An 18,427-nucleotide genomic window follows, 5' to 3' on the forward strand; every position below is an offset into this window, starting at 1 on the left:
AACCAACTGCGACCCCGACGAGGTCGACTACAAGCTTCCGGGCAACGACGACGCGATCCGCTCCGTCACCCTGCTCACCCGCGTGATCGCCGACGCCGTCGCCGAGGGCCTCATCGCCCGCTCCGGCGTCGCCGCCGGTGAGAAGGGCGAGAAGGCCGCGGGCGAGCCCCTCGCCGAGTGGGAGCGCGACCTGCTCGAGGGTGAGAAGAAGGCCGAAGAGGCTCCGGCCGCCGAGGCCGAGAAGCCGGCCGAGGGTCCCCGGCAGCAGCCCGAGCCGCGCGCCCGCCCATCGCTTCTCACCCGTCCGAACCATGCGCCCACCGTCCCGCACCCCGCCGCGTCGCGCCGGAGCCTGTGGACAACTCGGCCGTTGTGGACAACTCACCGGTTGTGGACCGCTGCGTCACCCGCTGCGTCCCGGGTCCCGTACACTTCTGATGGCGACCCGGGTCACCGGGTCGACTTCGCACGCCCCGACACATTGGCCGGCAACGGTCGGTGTCAGCGCCCCTCGGTCCTTCGTGGCACGGCGCGCCGCGGGCGTCAGGCGCGGGAGCCGTCCGGCATCCGCGGCACAACCGAGAAACTCAAGGAGATACGGCCATGGCCGTCGTCACGATGCGGGAGCTGCTGGAGAGCGGCGTCCACTTCGGTCACCAGACCCGCCGTTGGAACCCGAAGATGAAGCGCTTCATCTTCACCGAGCGCAACGGCATCTACATCATCGACCTGCTCCAGTCGCTGTCGTACATCGACCGCGCCTACGAGTTCGTCAAGGAGACGGTCGCCCACGGCGGCACGGTCATGTTCGTCGGCACGAAGAAGCAGGCGCAGGAGGCCATCGCCGAGCAGGCCACCCGCGTCGGCATGCCCTACGTCAACCAGCGCTGGCTGGGCGGCATGCTCACCAACTTCTCGACCGTCTACAAGCGTCTGCAGCGCCTGAAGGAACTCGAGCAGATCGACTTCGAGGACGTGGCCGCCTCCGGCCTGACCAAGAAGGAGCTGCTGGTCCTCTCCCGCGAGAAGGCCAAGCTGGAGAAGACCCTCGGCGGTATCCGCGAGATGCAGAAGGTGCCCAGCGCCGTCTGGATCGTGGACACCAAGAAGGAGCACATCGCGGTCGGCGAGGCCCGGAAGCTCAACATCCCGGTCGTGGCCATCCTCGACACCAACTGCGACCCCGACGAGGTCGACTACAAGATTCCGGGCAACGACGACGCGATCCGCTCCGTCACCCTGCTCACCCGCGTGATCGCCGACGCCGTCGCCGAGGGCCTCATCGCCCGCTCCGGCGTCGCCGCCGGTGAGAAGGGCGAGAAGGCCGCGGGCGAGCCCCTCGCCGAGTGGGAGCGCGACCTGCTCGAGGGTGAGAAGAAGGCCGAAGAGGCTCCGGCCGCCGAGGCCGAGAAGCCGGCCGAGGCTCCGGCTGCCGAGGCTCCCGCCGCCGAGGCCCCGGCCGCCGAGGCCCCGGCCGCCGAGGGCGAGCAGCAGGCCTGACCCGTCAGCGTCAGCGTTGACGGCGGGAGCGGTGCATGAAGTCCGCTCCCGCCGTTCACCCGTAGGTCAGCGGCGCGTCAGCGGGCCCTGCTCGACGAGCGAGAGGCTCCCTCCGGGGGACACGGGCCCCGCGGACCCCCTGATCTTCGATCTTCCAGACTTCGAGAAAGATTCACAGACTCATGGCGAACTACACCGCCGCCGACGTCAAGAAGCTCCGTGAGCTCACCGGCGCCGGCATGATGGACTGCAAGAAGGCGCTGGACGAGGCCGAGGGCAACGTCGAGAAGGCCGTCGAGGCGCTGCGCATCAAGGGCCAGAAGGGCGTCGCCAAGCGCGAGGGCCGCTCCGCCGAGAACGGCGCGGTGGTCTCGATCATCGCCGACGACAACTCCTCCGGTGTCCTCGTCGAGCTGAAGTGCGAGACGGACTTCGTCGCCAAGGGTGACAAGTTCCAGGCCGTCGCCAAGGCCATCGCCGAGCACGTCGCCAAGACCTCCCCGGCCGACCTCGAGGCCCTGCTCGCCTCCGAGATCGAGGCCGGCAAGACCGTCCAGGCGTTCGTGGACGAGGCCAACGCCAACCTGGGCGAGAAGATCGTCCTGGACCGCTTCGCGCAGTTCTCCGACGGCTACGTCACCGCCTACATGCACCGCACGATGCCCGACCTGCCGCCGCAGATCGGTGTCCTCGTCGAGCTCGACAAGCCGAACGCCGAGGTCGCCAAGGGCGTCGCCCAGCACATCGCCGCCTTCGCGCCGAAGTACCTCTCCAAGGACGAGGTCCCGGCCGAGGTCGTCGAGTCCGAGCGTCGTATCGCCGAGGAGACCACCCGCGCCGAGGGCAAGCCCGAGGCCGCGATCGCCAAGATCGTCGAGGGTCGTCTGAACGGCTTCTTCAAGGACGCCACCCTGCTCGGCCAGCCCTACGCGCTGGACAACAAGAAGTCGGTCCAGAAGGTTCTGGACGAGGCCGGTGTCACCCTGAAGCGCTTCACGCGCATCAAGGTCGGCATCTGAGCCTGAAGTCCGTACCGCTACGGACGCCCGACCCGGATAGGGTCGACAGCAGTCGTCGATGTCTCCCGCGTATGCCACCACGCACACGCGCGTGACACACGACAGCAGATCTGACGAGGAGGCCATTGCCGCTGCATGGGATGCGAAACACGCCCCACCGGCAATGGCCTTCTTCGCATGTGCACCACGTAAAAGAGGCGGGATCTCAATGACCACCAAGGCCCAGAAGAGCGACGACGGCAAAGTGACCGGCCGGTTTCTGCTGAAGCTGTCCGGAGAGGCATTCTCCGGCGGCGGGGGCCTGGGCGTCGACCCGGACGTGGTACACGCCATCGCCCGCGAGATCGGGGCCGTCGTACGGGACGGCGCCCAGATCGCGGTCGTGATCGGTGGCGGCAACTTCTTCCGCGGTGCCGAACTCCAGCAGCGGGGCATGGACCGCGCCCGCTCGGACTACATGGGCATGCTCGGCACCGTCATGAACTGCCTCGCCCTGCAGGACTTCCTGGAGAAGGAAGGCATCGACAGCCGGGTCCAGACCGCCATCACCATGGGCCAGGTCGCCGAGCCGTACATCCCGCTGCGTGCCGTGCGCCACCTGGAGAAGGGCCGCGTGGTCATCTTCGGCGCCGGTATGGGCATGCCGTACTTCTCCACCGACACCACCGCCGCCCAGCGCGCCCTGGAGATCGACGCCGAGGCGCTGCTCATGGGCAAGAACGGCGTGGACGGAGTGTACGACTCCGACCCGAAGACCAACCCGGACGCCGTGAAGTTCGACTCTCTCGGCTACGGCGAGGTCATCACGCGCGATCTGAAGGTCGCCGACGCCACGGCGATCACGCTGTGCCGTGACAACAAGCTCCCGATCCTCGTCTTCGAGCTTCTCGCGGAGGGCAATATCGCCCGCGCCGTCAAGGGTGAGAAGATCGGCACACTTGTGGGTGACCAGGTCGGCCGGGACTGACCGGCAACACCGACGGACCCTGACCGGGGGATGGACAATGTCCTGCCGGTCGGGAACCGTGCAGGAAGAAGACGCGACGCAGCCGGCCGCCGGCCCCGACAAGGAACCGCAGCCGGGCCTACTCAAGACACGCAGGAGCAAGTGGTGATCGAAGAGACCCTCCTCGAGGCCGAGGAGAAGATGGAGAAGGCCGTCGTGGTCGCCAAGGAGGACTTCGCCGCGATCCGCACCGGCCGTGCGCACCCGGCGATGTTCAACAAGATCGTGGCCGACTACTACGGCGCGCCGACGCCGATCAACCAGCTGGCTTCGTTCTCCGTGCCGGAGCCGCGGATGGCGGTCGTGACCCCGTTCGACAAGAGCGCGCTGCGCAACATCGAGCAGGCGATCCGGGACTCCGACCTGGGCGTCAACCCGAGCAACGACGGCAACATCATCCGGGTGGTGTTCCCCGAGCTCACCGAGGAGCGCCGCCGGGAGTACATCAAGGTGGCCAAGGGCAAGGGCGAGGACGCCAAGGTGTCCATCCGCTCCGTGCGCCGCAAGGCCAAGGACGCCATCGACAAGCTGATCAAGGACGGCGAGGTCGGCGAGGACGAGGGCCGCCGTGCGGAGAAGGAGCTCGACGACACCACCGCGAAGTACGTCGCGCAGGTGGACGAGCTCCTGAAGCACAAGGAGTCGGAGCTGCTCGAGGTCTGATGAACGACTCTTCCTGGGGAGCGCCGCAGCAAGCCGGGTACTGGGGACCCGCGGACGGGTCATCCGCCCGCGGACCCGTCCCCGGGGCCGCCCCGGCGGCTCCCGACCACGGTGCGCAGGGCGCCCAGCAGACTCGCCCCATGGCCATCGTGCCCGAGGTGCCCGCACCCGGCGGAAACCAGGAGGACGACCGGGGGGCCGCTTTGACGGGCGGCCCCTTGTTCCGCGACGAGACGCCGCAGCCACAGCCGCAGCCGTACGGCACACCGCACGCGCAGCCGCATCCTCGGTCCTACGATGCGCAGCCACAGCCGCAGGCCTACGACCCGCAGTCCTACGAAGCGCCGGGTCCCCGGCCCTACGAAACGCCGCAGCCGTCACCCGTCCCCGGGACGGCCCAGCAGAATCCGGAGCTCATGCCCGACGCCCCGCAGCCGGCGCCCGCGCCGCAGAAGAAGAGCGCGGGCCGCGACCTGGGCGCTGCCATAGGCGTCGGTCTCGGGCTCGGCGTGGTGATCATCGCGTCGCTGTTCATCGTCAAGGCCGTGTTCGTGGGCGTGATCGCGGTCGCGGTCGTGGTCGGCCTGTGGGAGCTCACCAAGCGGCTGGAGGAGCGCAAGGGCATCAGGGCTCCGCTGGTGCCGCTGGCGGTCGGTGGCGCCGCGATGGTGGTCGCCGGGTACGTCCGGGACGCCGAGGGCGCCTGGGTGGCGATGGCGCTCACCACGCTCGCGGTCCTGGTGTGGCGGATGACGCAGCCGCCCGAGGGCTACCTCAAGGACGTCACGGCCGGCGTCTTCGCGGCGTTCTACGTGCCGTTCCTGGCCACGTTCGTGGCGATGATGCTCACCGCGGACGACGGCCCGTTCCGCGTTCTGACCTTCCTGATCCTCACGGTGGTCAGCGACACGGGCGCGTACGCCGTCGGCTGGCGCTTCGGACGGCACAAGCTAGCCCCGCGCATCAGCCCCGGCAAGACCCGCGAGGGCCTGTTCGGCGCGGTCGCCTTCGCCATGGTGGCCGGGGCGCTGTGCATGCAGTTCCTGATCGACGATGGCGCCTGGTGGCAGGGCCTCGTCCTCGGCCTCGCGGTCGCCGCCAGTGCCACCCTCGGCGACCTGGGCGAGTCCATGATCAAACGCGACCTGGGCATCAAGGACATGGGCACTCTGCTCCCGGGCCACGGCGGCATCATGGACCGCCTGGACTCGCTCCTGCCGACGGCTCCGGTGGTCTGGCTGCTGTTGGTGGTCTTCGTCGGCTCGGCCTGAACCGCCTTCGTCGAGGCCCCTTCCCGCCCGGGGAGGGGCCTCGACCTGTGCGGGTGGGCCGGGATGCTACGGAGACTCATTCCGGGGCCGAGCGACGCGGGGGCAGGCGGACCAGACCATGCCTGCGTACCTGCGCCCGCGCGAACGCCGGCGGCGCCGCAGCCCTCCCGGAGTGCGGGACGGACGCGGCGCCGCGGGCGGTGGGTGTCGCGGCGCGACGGTTCGGAACGCCTGCGTCAGACGATCATGTTGTACATGTTCCAGCCGGGACCGATCCTGGTCCGCGACGCGAACGGGGCCGTGGCGCTGCCGGTGCCACGGTAGAACCACAGCACGCCGTCCTTGTCACGGGCGATCAGATCGGGCAGGCCGTCGCGGTTGAGGTCGCTCGGGCCGCGCAGCACGTCGTAGATGTTCCAGCCGGGGCCGATCCTGGTGCGCGCCGCGTACGGCGCGGTGGCGTTGCCGGTGCCCTTGTAGAGCCAGAGCACGCCGCTGGTGTCGCGGGCGACCAGGTCCGCCTTGCCGTCCTTGGTGAGGTCGCCGGTGTCTGCCAGAGCGTTGTACATGTTCCAGCCGGGGCCGATCCTGGTGCGGGTCGCGAAGGGCGCGGCGGTGTTGCCGGTGCCCTTGTAGAGCCAGAGCACGCCGCTGGTGTCGCGGGCGACCAGGTCCGCCCTGCCGTCCCCGGTGAGGTCCCGGGCCCCGGTGATGACCGTGTAGATGTTCCAGCCGGGGCCGACCCTGGTGCGCGAGAGGAAGGGGGCGGACGGCTTGCCGCTGCCCTTGTAGTACCAGAGCACGCCGGTCTTGTCCCGGGCCACCATGTCACCGGTGCCGTCCGCGCGCAGCGCCGTCAGCGACGTCACCGTGTCGTACGTGTTCCAGCCGGGACCGACCCGGTAGCGGGTGAGGAACGGCGCGGAGGCGCTGCCGCTGCCCTGGTACTGCCACAGCGTGCCCGACGAGTCCCGGCCGAGGATGTCGTAGCGGTCGGTGCCGGGGTCTGGCGCGGCACTGTTGACCACGTCGACGTCGGACGTGCGCACCCACGCGATCCGGTGGTTGTAGCGGATCGGGTAGAAGGTGTCGCTCCCCACGACCACCGTGCGGGAACCCGTGCCGGAGCCGTCGAAGGTGCCGCTGTTGTAGTACGAGCCGGTCACGGAGGACCCGGCGAGTGTGTACTTCTGTCCGGCGAGGACGCCGTACTTGGTCAGCGACGCGGTGTTCGAGGCCTGGACCGGCACCCCGGTGCCGGCGTACGCGGCGTCCTCGGGGTAGGTGCGGCCGTACACCGGGACCGAGCTGAGGCCCGCCTTGGGCGTGATCACGCTCTGCGTGCCGACGGCGGCGGCGAACTGGCCGCCCGGGTTGTGGAACCAGGCCTTCTGACCGCCGTACCAGATGGCGGTCCAGTCCCCGCTCGTCCCCGCGACGACGTACTCACCGCCGGCGACGACCTTGTCGCCCCAGTTCCAGCCCTCGGTCGGCTTCGCACTGCCCAGGTACGGGTCGGTGAGGGGAGCGGAGCCGGTGGACGGCGACGTGTACAGGTAGGTGAAGTTGGCCGGCTGGGCGGTGACCGCCGCGCCGTTGTTGGTGAGCTTGGGCTGGTTGGCCGTGGTGAACGGCGGTACGACACGGATCAGCTGTCCGGCCGAGTAGACGCCGCCGGATCCGCCGGCCCCGGTCGGAGCGCCCAGCAGCTGCATGTAGTGGTTCCAGTCCCAGAAGGGCCCCGGGTCCCAGTGCTGGGACTGGACGTTGGCGTCCAGGACGCCCGGGACCTCGTCGTGGCCGATGATGTGCTCACGGTCCAGCGGGATCTCGTACTTGGTCGCCAGGTACTTCACCAGCGCGGCGGAGGACTCGTACTCCGGCTCGGTGTACCAGCTGCCGTCCTTGATCGCGTAGCCCTCGTGCTCGATGCCGATCGAGTGCATGTTCATGCTCTTGTTGCCGGCATGCCATGCCTCGTCCTTGTTCTCGACCATCTGGGTGACCAGACCGTCGGAGGCGCGGATCAGGTAGTGGGCACTGGCGTAGGTGTCGGAGTTCTGGAAGGACGCCAGCGAACCGTCGTAGGTGCCCTCGGTGTCGTGCAGCAGGATGTAGCGGATCTCGTGGCCGGTCGTGGGGCGGCTCGCGACGCCGTAGTTGCCCCAGTCGGTGTTGTCGGTGGCGCTGTTCTGCTTGTACGCGGCGGGGCGGAAGTCGCAGTTCAGTCCGGACGGGCAGTCGGGCGCCGGGGCGGTGGCCGTGGTGGCCGCGGCGAGGTCGAGGTCCGAGGACTTCTTCGGCCGCACCGCCGGGTCGGCCGGCAGGGTGACGCTCTGGCCGTCCGTGGTGACCCGCTGCTCACCGGTCTTGATCGACTCGTACACGCGCTCGGCGAAGAGCTCCGCGCCCTTGTGGTCCGGGGCCTGGCCGGCGCGGGCCACGGCCGGGTACCAGGCGCCCGGGTCGGCCGGCAGCGAGCCGGTGGCGTCCTTCTGGTACCGGGCGAGGAGTGCGGCGCCCGCCCGGATGCTCTGCCCCGTGTCGCTCTGCACCTTCTCCGGCGAGACGTCGATGAGGCCGGCCGCCTTGTCCAGGGTGTGCAGTCGCGGGTCACTGGTGTCGACCGGCTTCTCGCGCAGGCTCTTGAGCGCCCGCTGGGCGTTGAAATGCTTCTCGATGGCCGGGTCGCCGCTGAGGTTCATGTGGTCGAGCAGGCGCTCGCGCTCGTCGGCGTCGCCGCCGTGGCCGTTCCCGAGGTCCTCGGAGTCGACGTCCGTGAGACCCATGACGTTGTAGGCGCCGGTGGTGCTGGGCAGCCCGTCGTGGTCCTCCCAGAGCGTCTGCCGGTAGGAGACCGCCATGAGCACGCTCTGCGGGACGTGGAATTCCGCGGCGGCGTGCTCGAACTCGCTCTGCAGCCGGGCTCCCGGGGGGACAGCGGCCTGTGCGCCGTTCGAGCCGAGGAGGCCGGGCGCCGCCAGGGCCAGCGTTCCCGCCGTCGTGGCGACGGCCGCGACCGCGGCCACACCGTAGACGAGCAGTCTCCTCTTCCTGCGGTCTCTGCGATGGCCGGCGTTCAAGTCCCCACCCCTTGCGGTCATGACGTTCAGGTCGGTGCGCAGCCCGGAGTGCGGGCTCGCAACCATGCCCTTCAGCGTTGAAGGAGTGCTTGGCGTCACCAGTGGGATCGGTGGGACGATCACCGAACCGGCGGGCGCGTGGCGGTCCGGGCGCGGCACTTTTCAGCGGAGTGGAAATGCAAGAAATAAGGCGGGAAGCCGCAGGGAACACCGGATGAACGACCGCCGCAAAAGCCCCAGTTCAGGGGTGGGAGGACGTCTGTGGTGACGTTGATCACAGTCCAGTCGCGAACGACAGCCGTCGGGTGTGGGTCACTGGGCCGATGCCTCGGGACGATGAGGTCCGTGCCCCATCCGTGCCCGATGGTGCGGGACCCGCGGGGAGCCGCGGTGGCTGGACGTCAATCGCCAAAGCCGTCCTCACCCCGGAGCGGCAACGCTGAAGAAGCTCAGTGATCCGTGCTGCTTGGAGACCGGCTGACATCGACGTCTGACAGCCACGGCAGCACACAACCACGTATCTCGACGGCCTCCAGCGACCTGGCCGACCGGTGCTGGAAGCGCCCGTTCAGGGCCCTCGCGATCCCGGGATCGAACTCCTGAAGCGGTGCTCACGCATGAGCGCCCTCCCGGGCCGTCCTGGGGCCGTGGAAGGGCGCTCGATGATGACCAACGCCGACAACTGCCGACAGCTCAGCAGCAGGCCAGGACGTTGATCGATAAGACGGCCGCAGGACACGACCGCCGATGATCAGTTGTCGCTGTGCTGAGGGGCTGCCCTCGGGTTCACCAGAAGTGAGATCGAGTTCGATCACGGCCGAGAAGTCTCCGGATCAGCAAGAACGTGCCTACGGTGATCAGGGCCACCCCAATAAGGATCAAGGCCACCCCGAGAGCGATCAGAAACGTCCCGATAAGGACCAGCAGCGCCCCAATCAGGACCAAGAGCGTCCCGATGATGAGGAGAAAGATCGCGAGGACGGTCACGGTTGTCTCCTGTCCTCCCTCCCGCTCTGACTCCTTCCCCCGCTTCCGTGGAAACACTCTGCTTCGGGATCACCGACGAGTTGCCACGGCCAAGAGGTCAGCCCGGTCACGTCCGCCGGTTTCGATCAAGACCGGTGCTGGGCCGTCCCCGGGCCGTGCGTCCCTGAACCGATCACGGGCTCTGAAGTGCCGGCGGCGGACGTGGTGTGGGGGAGCTGGGCGGCAACCGTCGCGGCCCTGCCTGTGGGGACCCGGACCACGGGAGAGGGCGTCAGTCGCCGGCCCTTCGGTGTCTTCAGATGTATAGGGGGTTTTCTGGTACGCCCACCGCCACCAGGTGAGGGTCCGGCTCGACGAGTGGGGCGGCTGACGAATGATCGTTCCTGGGCTGTCTCCGGGCCGTCCGAGGTCGCTCAGCGACGAATGGTGACGACTGCCGACGACAGTCGCAGCCGGCGACACCCCCCAGCTCACCCAAGTCGATCTGCGACACTGGTACCACCATGCCCAAGCCCGGAGAACTCACTTTCGTCGCCCCGCGCGGAGCCAAGAAGCCGCCGCGGCACCTTGCCGATCTCTCGCCCGCCGAGCGCAAGGAGGCCGTCGCCGCGATCGGCGAGAAGCCGTTTCGTGCCAAGCAGCTCTCGCAGCACTACTTCGCGCGGTACGCGCACGACCCGGAGCAGTGGACCGACATCCCGGCCGGATCCCGGGCCAAGCTGCGGGAGACGCTGCTTCCGGAGCTGATGACGGTGGTACGGCATCTGTCGACCGACCAGGGCACCACCCGCAAGACGCTGTGGCGGCTGTTCGACGGCACGCTCGTCGAGTCCGTGCTCATGCGCTACCCGGACCGGGTGACCATGTGCATCAGCTCGCAGGCCGGGTGCGGGATGAACTGCCCGTTCTGCGCCACCGGACAGGCCGGGCTCGACCGGAACCTGTCGACCGCCGAGATCGTGCACCAGATCGTCGACGGGATGCGGGCCCTGCGCGACGGCGAGGTGCCGGGCGGTCCGGCGCGGCTGTCCAACATCGTGTTCATGGGCATGGGCGAACCGCTCGCCAACTACAACCGGGTCGTCGGCGCCATCCGGGCCCTGACCGCCCAGGAGCCGGACGGGCTGGGGCTGTCCCAGCGCGGGATCACCGTCTCGACGGTGGGCCTGGTCCCGGCGATCCACCGGTTCGCCGACGAGGGCTTCAAGTGCCGCCTCGCCATCTCCCTGCACGCCCCGGACGACGAGCTGCGCGACACCCTCGTCCCCGTGAACACACGGTGGAAGGTGCGGGAGGTGCTGGACGCCGGCTTCGAGTACGCCGCCAAGTCCGGGCGCCGGCTGTCCATCGAGTACGCGCTGATCCGGGACATCAACGACCAGGCCTGGCGCGGCGACCGGCTCGGCCGCCTCCTCAAGGGCAAGCCGGTGCACGTCAACTGCATCCCGCTCAACCCGACCCCCGGCTCCAAGTGGACCGCCTCGCGACCGGAGGACGAGAAGGCGTTCGTCGAGGCGATCGCGGCGCACGGAGTGCCGGTGACCATCCGGGACACCCGCGGGCAGGAGATCGACGGAGCGTGCGGTCAGCTCGCCGCCACCGAGAGGTAGCCGGCAGCCGGGCGACGGCCGGACGGTAGTCTGGGCCCGTACACATCTTCATATTCCGACAGGGGAGCGCCACAGCGCTGAGAGTGCGGCACCGGCCGCAGACCCTCTGAACCTCGCCCAGGTCATTCTGGGTAGGAAGTTCGGTCATCACTCGAGCTGTTGCGCCCTGCCCTGGCATCCCTCGCGGATTCCGGGCGGGGCCGCGTCTCTTCCTGGCCAACCCCCAGGAGGACATCCAGTGCACATCAAGTCGTTCGTCGCTGTGGCCGTGGGGCTCGGTCTCGTCACGCTGTCCGCGTGCGGGTCGTCCGACGGCAAGGGGACAAGTGGGGCCGCGGAGTCCAAGACCGTGACCCTCGTCAGCCACGACTCATGGGCCGCCTCCAAGAGCGTCATCGCCGCCTTCGAGAAGAGCTCCGGCTACACCGTCAAGGTCCTCAAGGACGGCGACGCCGGCCAGGCCGTCAACAAGGCCATCCTCACCAAGGACAATCCGCAGGGCGACGTCTTCTTCGGCGTCGACAACACCCTGCTCTCCCGCGCCCTCGACAACGGCCTGTTCCAGCCGTACCAGCCCAAGGGCTCGGACCTGGTCCTGCCCCAGTACCGGGCCGACCAGGCGAAGCACCGGGTCACGCCGATCGACTCCGGCGACATCTGCGTCAACTACGACAAGAAGTACTTCGCGGACCACAAGCTGACCCCGCCGGCCTCCTTCGACGACCTCGTCAAGCCGCAGTACAAGAACCTCCTCGTCACCGAGAACGCCGCCACCTCCTCGCCCGGCCTCGGCTTCCTGCTCGGCACCGCCGCGAAGTACGGCGACGGAGGCTGGCAGGACTACTGGAAGAAGCTCAAGGCCAACGGCGTCAAGGTCGTCGACGGCTGGGAGCAGGCATACGACCAGGAGTTCTCCGGTTCCGCGGGCGGGAAGAAGGCCAAGGGCGACCGGCCGCTCGTCGTCTCCTACGCCTCCTCGCCGCCCGCCGAGGTCGTCTACGCCGACCCGAGGCCGAAGACCGCGCCGACCGGCGTCGCGGACGGCACCTGCTTCCGGCAGATCGAGTACGCCGGACTGCTCGGCAACGCCCGGAACACCAAGGGCGGCAAGGCGTTCATCGACTTCCTGCTCACCAAGCGGTTCCAGGACGACATGCCGCTGAACATGTTCGTCTACCCGGTGACCAAGGGCGCCCAGGTGCCGCCGGAGTTCACGAAGTACGGCCCCCAGGCCAAGAATCCGGAGACCATGGCCCCCGACAAGATCGCCGCCAACCGTGACCAGTGGGTCAGGTCGTGGACCTCACTCGTGCTGAAGTAGCCCCCGGCAGGGGCCCAGGGAGCAGCCGTTCGGGGAACGCGGCACGGCTCGGCCTGATGGCCGTGCCGGTCGCGTTCTTCGCGGTGTTCTTCGCCTATCCCGTCGCCGCGATCGTCCGGCGCGGTCTGAAGGCCGACGGGGCATGGCAGTTCGGGCGGATCGTGGACGTGCTCGGACAGACCGACATCCGGCACGTGCTGTGGTTCACCACCTGGCAGGCGCTGGCCTCCACCGCGCTCACCCTGCTGATCGCGCTGCCCGGGGCGTATGTCTTCGCGCGGTTCGACTTCCCCGGCCGTCAGGTCCTGCGGGCCGTGGTCACCGTGCCGTTCGTGCTGCCCACCGTCGTCGTCGGCACCGCCTTCCTCGCGCTGGTCGGGCGCGGTGGCCTGCTCGACGAGCTGTGGGGCGTACGGCTCGACACCACGGTGTGGGCGATCCTCCTGGCCCACGTCTTCTTCAACTACGCGGTCGTCGTACGGACGGTGGGCGGGCTGTGGTCCCAGCTCGACCCCCGGCAGGAGGAGGCCGCCCGGATGCTGGGCGCCTCGCCGCTGACCGCCTGGCGGAAGGTCACCCTGCCAGCCCTGGCCCCGGCGGTCGCGGCCGCCGCCCTCATGGTCTTCCTGTTCACCTTCACCTCCTTCGGCGTGGTGCAGATCCTCGGCGGCCCCACCTTCTCCACCCTCGAAGTGGAGATCTACCGGCAGACCTCCGAGATCTTCGACCTGTCCACCGCGGCCGTGCTGACGATCGTGCAGTTCCTCGCGGTGGGCGCGATCCTCGCCGTGCACGCCTGGACCGTACGGCGCCGGGAGACCGCGCTGAAGCTGGTGGACGCCTCCCTCACCGCCCGCCGCCCGCGCGGCGCGGGGCAGTGGGCGCTGCTGGCCGGCGTCCTGGCCACCGTCGCCCTGCTCCTCCTGCTGCCGCTCGCCGTGCTGGTGCAGCGTTCGCTCACCGCGCCCGGCTTCGGCTACTACCGGGCGCTGACCGACGCCGACGGCGGAACCTTCCTGGTCGCGCCGATCAACGCCATCGGCACCTCCCTGTCCTACGCCGCCGCCGCGACCGCCATCGCCGTGGGTGTAGGCGGCCTCGCCGCCGCCGCGCTCACCCGCAGGGACGCCGGCCGGATCGTGCGCGGTTTCGACGCACTGCTGATGCTGCCGCTCGGGGTGTCGGCCGTGACGGTGGGCTTCGGTTTCCTGATCGCGCTGGACGAGCCGCCGTTGGACCTCAGGCAGTCCTGGATCCTGGTCCCGCTCGCGCAGGCCTTGGTCGGCGTTCCCTTCGTGGTGCGGACCATGCTGCCCGTGCTGCGCGCGGTGGACGTACGGCTGCGGGAGGCGGCGGCCGTGCTCGGGGCGTCGCCGTGGCGGGTGTGGCGGGAGGTCGACCTGCCGATGGTGCGGCGGGCGCTGCTGGTCGCCGCGGGATTCGCCTTCGCCGTGTCGCTGGGGGAGTTCGGGGCGACCGTGTTCATCGCCCGGCCCGACAACCCGACCCTGCCGGTCGCCGTGGCCCGGCTGCTGTCGCGGCCCGGCGACCTCAACTACGGGCAGGCGATGGCCCTGTCGACGATTCTCATGGTGGTGTGCGCGGTGGCGCTGCTGGTACTCGAACGGCTGCGCACCGACCGGAGCGGGGAGTTCTAGATGCTGCTGGGCCTTCAGGCCGCGACCGTCCGCTTCGGCAGGCGTGCCGTGCTCGACGCCGTCGATCTCGCGGTCGCCGAGCACGAGATCGTGTGTGTGCTCGGACCCAGCGGCAGCGGCAAGTCGACGCTGCTGCGGGCGGTGGCCGGGCTGCAGCAGCTCGACTCCGGACGGGTGCTGCTCGACGGGCGGGACCAGACGGGGGTGCCGGTGCACCGGCGCGAGATCGGCCTGATGTTCCAGGACCACCAGCTCTTCCCGCAGCGGGACGTGGCCGGGAACGTCGGCTTCGGGCTGCGCATGCACGGCTCGGCGAAGGGCGAACGGTCCGCCAGAGTAGGTGAGTTGCTGGAGCTGGTCGGGCTGCCGGGCGCGGGTGCCCGGGCCGTGGCCGCGCTGTCCGGCGGTGAGCAGCAGCGGGTGGCCCTGGCCCGCGCCCTCGCGCCGCGGCCGCGGCTGCTGATGCTCGACGAACCGCTGGGCCAGCTCGACCGCTCGCTGCGGGAACGGCTCGTGGTCGAACTGCGGGAGCTGTTCGGCCGGTTGGGCACCACGGTGCTGGCCGTCACCCACGACCAGGGCGAGGCCTTCGCGCTCGCCGACCGGGTGGTGGTGATGCGGGACGGCCGGATCGCCCAGTCCGGTACACCCCTCGAGGTGTGGCAGCGGCCGGCGGACGCCTTCGTGGCCCGCTTCCTAGGCTTCGAGAACGTCGTCGACGCGAGGGTCGACGGCGAGGCCGCGGTCACCCCATGGGGCAAGGTGCCGGTGCCCCGGGACGCACCGCAGGGCGCGCGCACCCTCCTCGTACGGCCCGCCGGGGTACGTCTCCTTCCCATCGACGAAGGCCTGCGCTGCCGGGTCGCCGCCCGCACCTTCAAGGGCACGCACGTCGCCGTGCACCTCCAGCCGCAGGACGCGCCGCGCCTGGAGGCGGCCTGCCCGCTCAGGTCGGCACCGGAGGTCGGGGACGAGGTCGGAGTGGAGTTCGACCTGGCCGACGTCGTGGTCCTGGACTGATCACGCGGCCACCGTGGACGTCCGTGGCCCGCCCCCGGCTTCGGGGACGGGCCACGGACGGCGTGCGGAGGCGTCAGCGCCCGTCGTTCGCCCCTCGGCGGCGCAGGCCGTAGTAGACCGCGCCACCGCCGACGACGACCAGGGCGGCCGCGATGCCGGCGATCAGACCGGTGTTGGAGCTCGCACCCGTCTCTGCGAGGTTGGAGTCACCGGCGGCGGGCGACGGAGCGTTGCTCACGGTGCCCGCCGGAGCGGTGCTGCTCTGCGAGGCGGACGGCGTCGGAGCCGCCGTGGCGGGCTTCGACGGCGTCGCCGACGCCGACGGGGTCGGGGTGGCCGGCTTCGACGGGGTGGCCGGTGTGCTCGGCGCGGCCGGCGTGCAGGCCGTGGACGGAGTGGTCAGGTTGGGCGTGATGTCCGCGTCGACCAGTTTGCCTCCGGCCTTGACGTGGATGCGGTAGACGGCGTTCGGCTGCCAGTCCTCGGCGAATGTGACGGATGTGCCCTGGGCCGAGCCCTTGACCTCCTGGTTGCCGATCTTCTTCGCGTCGGCGCCGTTGTTCTCCAGGAACACGGAGACGACCGCCGGGGTGCCGTACGCGTCCTTGTCGGTGACGACGATGACGCCATGGCCGTCGACGCACGTGGCCTCGGCGGAGAACTCGCTGATGTCGCAGGCGAGTGCGTTGCCGGCGGCACCGAGCGCGAGTGCGACGGCTCCGGCGGCAACGCCCAGGGTGCGCACGGAACGTGCGGTACGACGGGACAGTGATATGGACAAGATAGCCACTTTGCCCTTCACGGGATGCGCAATTGCGGGGGGTGAAGGGGGTGTTGGGGCGACCACGGACGACGCGGCTGCCCCGGCACCCCCAGGAGGCTCAGGTGTATAAGCGCTCCGTCAGAACTGTCAACGCATGGGCCCCGCAAGGGCGTTGGCTTTGCCTTTTTATTAACCGCGCGGACGTTTCGACGTCGCGGGCCGGTCCTGGTCCTGGACGCCGCGGGTCAGCCCTGCACCGCCGCGGGGTCCATCCACATGACCTCCCAGGTGTGCCCGTCGAGGTCGTCGAAGGCGCGGCCGTACATGTGGCCGTAGTCCTGCGTCTCGCCGGTCACGCTGCCACCGGCCGCCACCGCCTTCTCGACCAGCTCGTCGACCTTCTCGCGGCTCTCGGCGCTCAGGCAGATCAGCACCTCGCTGGTCTTCGTGGAGTCCGCGATCTCCTTCTTGGTGAAGTCGGCGTAGCGCTGCCTGCCGAGCAGCATCGCGATGATCGTGTCGCTGATGACGACGCAGGCGCAGTCGTCGGTGGAGAACTGCGGGTTGATGGTGTAGCCGAGCTCGGTGAAGAACTTCTTGGACGCGGCCACGTCGTCGGTCGCCAGGTTCACGAAGATCATCTGCTGGTACATGGTGGGGTCTCTCCCGTCGGGTGCGTGTCGTTCATGCCGTTCGATGGGGTAGACCGGACCTCGGCGCGTAACTCATCGGTGGCGCGGAACTTTTTCCGCGCGAGTCCGTCAGCGGGCCAGCGGCAGCGCGGCGAGGTCGGCGATCAGCAAGGTCAGCGGGGCGAAGACGCCCAGCAGGGCGCCGGCGCGCAGGGCGGCGGCGGTGCGCAGCGTCGTGGTGGGCGCGCCGAGCCGCACCAGGGCGGCGGTGATGTCGGAGCGGGCCTGCCGCGCTTCCACGGCCGCGGTGAGCAGGGTGGTCACGGTGCAGCCGGCCACGAGGAGCGTGCCCAGGACGGTCAGCGGGCCGAGTGCGGGCGCGCTGTGGTCGTACAGCGCGACCATCGCGAACGTCGCCGACGCCACCGCGCACACGACGCCCAGTGGGCGGCCGATACGGCCCGCCTCCTCCATAAGGATCCGGCCGGCCAGGAGGCGCACGGCCCCGGGGGAGGCCGACTGCAGCAGCCGGCCGCACAGGTGGGTGAGGCCGGGGCCGGCCAGGGCGAGACCGAGGGCGGTCAGCAGCCAGCCGAGGAGCACCGGCGCGGAGTCGGCGGCGAGGCCGCCGGGGAGCGCCGTGGTGGAGGCGCCGGGAGAGCCCGGGGTGCGGCCGGCGTAGGCCTCGACGGCGAGGCCGGCGGCCAGGACGAGGTCGACCGCGCGCTCGCCGTACTGCGCGCCCCGAGCCCCGCCGCCCTCCCCAAGGGGCTGAGCGGACCGACCCTGGAGCGCGTGACGGGCGCCCTGCGCACGGCGGACGAGGGACTGACGGCGGCCGGGGTCGCCGAGGCGGTCGGCATCTCCCGCATCACGGCCCGCCGCTATCTGGAGCACCTGGTCGACACGGGTCGCGCCGCCCGCCGGCCGCTGTACGGCCAGGTCGGCAGGCCGGAGCTGGTGTACCGGTGGGTGCCGGGGGACGCGCCTGTCCGGTAGTCGGGAAGCGGGCCGTGGGGGTGCGCACCCCCACGGCCCGCTTCCGTCGTCGAGGGGTGCCGGCTTCGTCGTGGTGCGGTTCCGGCTGGGCGGGCGCGGAACCTACGGAACCGTACGTTCGCACAACCCGTGATCCTGGTGGAACGAACCGTGGTCATCGGGCGCACGGGACCCTAGCTTGTGGCCGTGCGCCGACCCTCAGCTACACCGAACCACGCTCCCCCGTTCAACGCGCCGGCCGCCCGGCGGCTGCGTGCCGCTCTCGGCATGGGGCCCGAGCACGTCGCCCACGGCATGCGGATCTCGTACGGGCTGCCCTACGTCACCCCCGACCTCGTCACCGCCTGGGAGCGCGGGATCGCCTCCCCCTCCAACCCGGAGCTGACCGCGCTCGCCGGGGTGCTGTGGTGCTCGCCGGGCGAACTGATCGGCAGGCCGCGCACCCTGCGCGAGCACCGCATCGGCCGCGGTCTGCCGCCGGAGGACGTGGCCCGCGCCGTCGGGCTCGACCTTCCCCGCTATCTGCGGATGGAGGACAGCGACGGCTGGAGCGGCAACGAGCGGCAGTCCGCCGCGCTCGCGGGCGTGCTGGATCTGTCCCTGCCCGACTTCGTCGCCGTCACCGGGCGCGAGGGCAGACTCGCCGAGCTGCTGCGCAGCGCCGTCGACACCCGCTGGCAGGCCTACGTCCGGCCGGTGGGCAAGGTGGTGCCTCTGGAGCGCCGCGTGCTGGAGAGGGTGCTCCAGGAGCTGCACCAGGACTACCAGGGGCAGATGGTCGCCTCGCTCAGCTGGGGCGGCAACAGCGCCGCCGACCAGGCGGGCGACGCCGGCCGAGGCTTCCTCGAGCGGATCGTGGAGCACTTCTGGGCCCGGGCCGGGGCCGCCTCGTAGA

At 70.2% G+C, this 18,427-nt stretch carries 14 protein-coding genes and 3 pseudogenes; 12 read left to right on the top strand and 5 right to left on the bottom strand.

Going from position 1 to position 18,427, the window contains the following annotated elements:
* The 6 genes and pseudogenes from BZY54_RS19185 to BZY54_RS19210 form a co-directional block, all read left to right on the top strand.
* A pseudogene (locus BZY54_RS19185) lies at window positions 1-259 on the top strand (30S ribosomal protein S2); the annotation flags it as partial.
* 344 nt (window positions 260-603) lie between these two features.
* Window positions 604-1,500, top strand: a complete 897-nt coding sequence (rpsB, locus tag BZY54_RS19190; protein ID WP_086726414.1) for a 30S ribosomal protein S2 — start codon at window positions 604-606, stop codon at window positions 1,498-1,500.
* A 182-nt stretch (window positions 1,501-1,682) separates the two neighbouring features.
* Complete coding sequence (tsf, locus tag BZY54_RS19195; RefSeq protein ID WP_086726415.1) at window positions 1,683-2,519, top strand: translation elongation factor Ts; 837 nt, start codon at window positions 1,683-1,685, stop codon at window positions 2,517-2,519.
* A gap of 208 nt (window positions 2,520-2,727) precedes the next feature.
* Window positions 2,728-3,486 (top strand): UMP kinase, encoded by a 759-nt coding sequence (gene pyrH, locus BZY54_RS19200; RefSeq protein WP_086726416.1) that lies wholly within the window; start codon window positions 2,728-2,730, stop codon window positions 3,484-3,486.
* Window positions 3,487-3,630: 144 nt separating this feature from the next.
* Complete coding sequence (frr, locus tag BZY54_RS19205; protein ID WP_030168208.1) at window positions 3,631-4,188, top strand: ribosome recycling factor; 558 nt, start codon at window positions 3,631-3,633, stop codon at window positions 4,186-4,188.
* Window positions 4,188-5,459, top strand: a complete 1,272-nt coding sequence (locus BZY54_RS19210; RefSeq protein ID WP_086726417.1) for a phosphatidate cytidylyltransferase — start codon at window positions 4,188-4,190, stop codon at window positions 5,457-5,459. The genes frr and BZY54_RS19210 overlap by 1 nt, the downstream gene beginning before the upstream one ends.
* A 236-nt stretch (window positions 5,460-5,695) precedes the next feature.
* Here the strand turns inward: BZY54_RS19210 and BZY54_RS19215 are convergent, their stop codons facing one another.
* Window positions 5,696-8,542 (bottom strand): N-acetylmuramoyl-L-alanine amidase, encoded by a 2,847-nt coding sequence (locus BZY54_RS19215; RefSeq protein ID WP_086726435.1) that lies wholly within the window; start codon window positions 8,540-8,542, stop codon window positions 5,696-5,698.
* Window positions 8,543-9,328: 786 nt separating this feature from the next.
* Entirely contained in the window at window positions 9,329-9,529 is a 201-nt protein-coding gene (locus tag BZY54_RS19220; protein WP_086726418.1) for a hypothetical protein, read from the bottom strand.
* A 503-nt stretch (window positions 9,530-10,032) separates the two neighbouring features.
* Here BZY54_RS19220 and rlmN point away from each other — a divergent pair.
* From rlmN to BZY54_RS19240, 4 genes are all read left to right on the top strand, one after another.
* A complete protein-coding gene (gene rlmN, locus BZY54_RS19225) occupies window positions 10,033-11,139 on the top strand; it encodes a dual-specificity RNA methyltransferase RlmN (RefSeq protein WP_086726419.1) in 1,107 nt (368 codons plus the stop codon).
* A 238-nt stretch (window positions 11,140-11,377) separates the two neighbouring features.
* Window positions 11,378-12,460: a thiamine ABC transporter substrate-binding protein gene (locus tag BZY54_RS19230; protein WP_086726420.1), complete on the top strand. Its 1,083-nt coding sequence runs from the start codon at window positions 11,378-11,380 to the stop codon at window positions 12,458-12,460.
* Between the two features lie 56 nt (window positions 12,461-12,516).
* Window positions 12,517-14,118, top strand: coding sequence for an ABC transporter permease (locus BZY54_RS19235; RefSeq protein WP_086726421.1), 1,602 nt, complete (start codon window positions 12,517-12,519; stop codon window positions 14,116-14,118).
* Window positions 14,119-15,138 carry an ABC transporter ATP-binding protein gene (locus BZY54_RS19240; protein WP_086726422.1) on the top strand — a complete coding sequence of 340 codons (1,020 nt, stop codon included), beginning with the start codon at window positions 14,119-14,121 and terminating at the stop codon, window positions 15,136-15,138. It abuts the gene before it with no gap.
* Between the two features lie 73 nt (window positions 15,139-15,211).
* On the opposite strand, the gene BZY54_RS19245 is transcribed toward BZY54_RS19240, so the two are convergent.
* The 3 genes and pseudogenes from BZY54_RS19245 to BZY54_RS19255 all read right to left on the bottom strand — a co-directional run.
* Window positions 15,212-15,913, bottom strand: a complete 702-nt coding sequence (locus BZY54_RS19245; RefSeq protein ID WP_086726436.1) for an LAETG motif-containing sortase-dependent surface protein — start codon at window positions 15,911-15,913, stop codon at window positions 15,212-15,214.
* A 233-nt stretch (window positions 15,914-16,146) separates the two neighbouring features.
* Window positions 16,147-16,554, bottom strand: a complete 408-nt coding sequence (locus tag BZY54_RS19250; protein WP_086726423.1) for a VOC family protein — start codon at window positions 16,552-16,554, stop codon at window positions 16,147-16,149.
* 108 nt (window positions 16,555-16,662) lie between these two features.
* A pseudogene (locus BZY54_RS19255) lies at window positions 16,663-17,244 on the bottom strand (hypothetical protein); the annotation flags it as partial.
* On the opposite strand from BZY54_RS19255, the pseudogene BZY54_RS19260 reads away from it, so the two are divergent.
* Window positions 17,224-17,532: pseudogene (locus BZY54_RS19260) on the top strand (helix-turn-helix domain-containing protein); the annotation flags it as partial. The pseudogenes BZY54_RS19255 and BZY54_RS19260 sit on opposite strands and share 21 nt — an antisense overlap.
* Before the next feature lie 186 nt (window positions 17,533-17,718).
* Window positions 17,719-18,426, top strand: a complete 708-nt coding sequence (locus BZY54_RS19265; RefSeq protein ID WP_086726437.1) for a helix-turn-helix domain-containing protein — start codon at window positions 17,719-17,721, stop codon at window positions 18,424-18,426.
* Window position 18,427 lies beyond the last annotated feature (1 nt).

This window comes from Streptomyces carpinensis, assembly GCF_002154505.1.
GTDB classification, from domain to species: domain Bacteria; phylum Actinomycetota; class Actinomycetes; order Streptomycetales; family Streptomycetaceae; genus Streptomyces; species Streptomyces carpinensis.

Coding starts and splice junctions, on each gene's coding strand:
- BZY54_RS19235 (WP_086726421.1), top strand. CDS start 12,517: ATGGCCGTGCCGGTCGCGTTCTTCGCGGTGTTCTTCGCCTATCCCGTC.
- tsf (WP_086726415.1), top strand. CDS start 1,683: ATGGCGAACTACACCGCCGCCGACGTCAAGAAGCTCCGTGAGCTCACC.
- rlmN (WP_086726419.1), top strand. CDS start 10,033: ATGCCCAAGCCCGGAGAACTCACTTTCGTCGCCCCGCGCGGAGCCAAG.
- rpsB (WP_086726414.1), top strand. CDS start 604: ATGGCCGTCGTCACGATGCGGGAGCTGCTGGAGAGCGGCGTCCACTTC.
- BZY54_RS19210 (WP_086726417.1), top strand. CDS start 4,188: ATGAACGACTCTTCCTGGGGAGCGCCGCAGCAAGCCGGGTACTGGGGA.
- BZY54_RS19250 (WP_086726423.1), bottom strand. CDS start 16,554: ATGTACCAGCAGATGATCTTCGTGAACCTGGCGACCGACGACGTGGCC.
- pyrH (WP_086726416.1), top strand. CDS start 2,728: ATGACCACCAAGGCCCAGAAGAGCGACGACGGCAAAGTGACCGGCCGG.
- BZY54_RS19240 (WP_086726422.1), top strand. CDS start 14,119: ATGCTGCTGGGCCTTCAGGCCGCGACCGTCCGCTTCGGCAGGCGTGCC.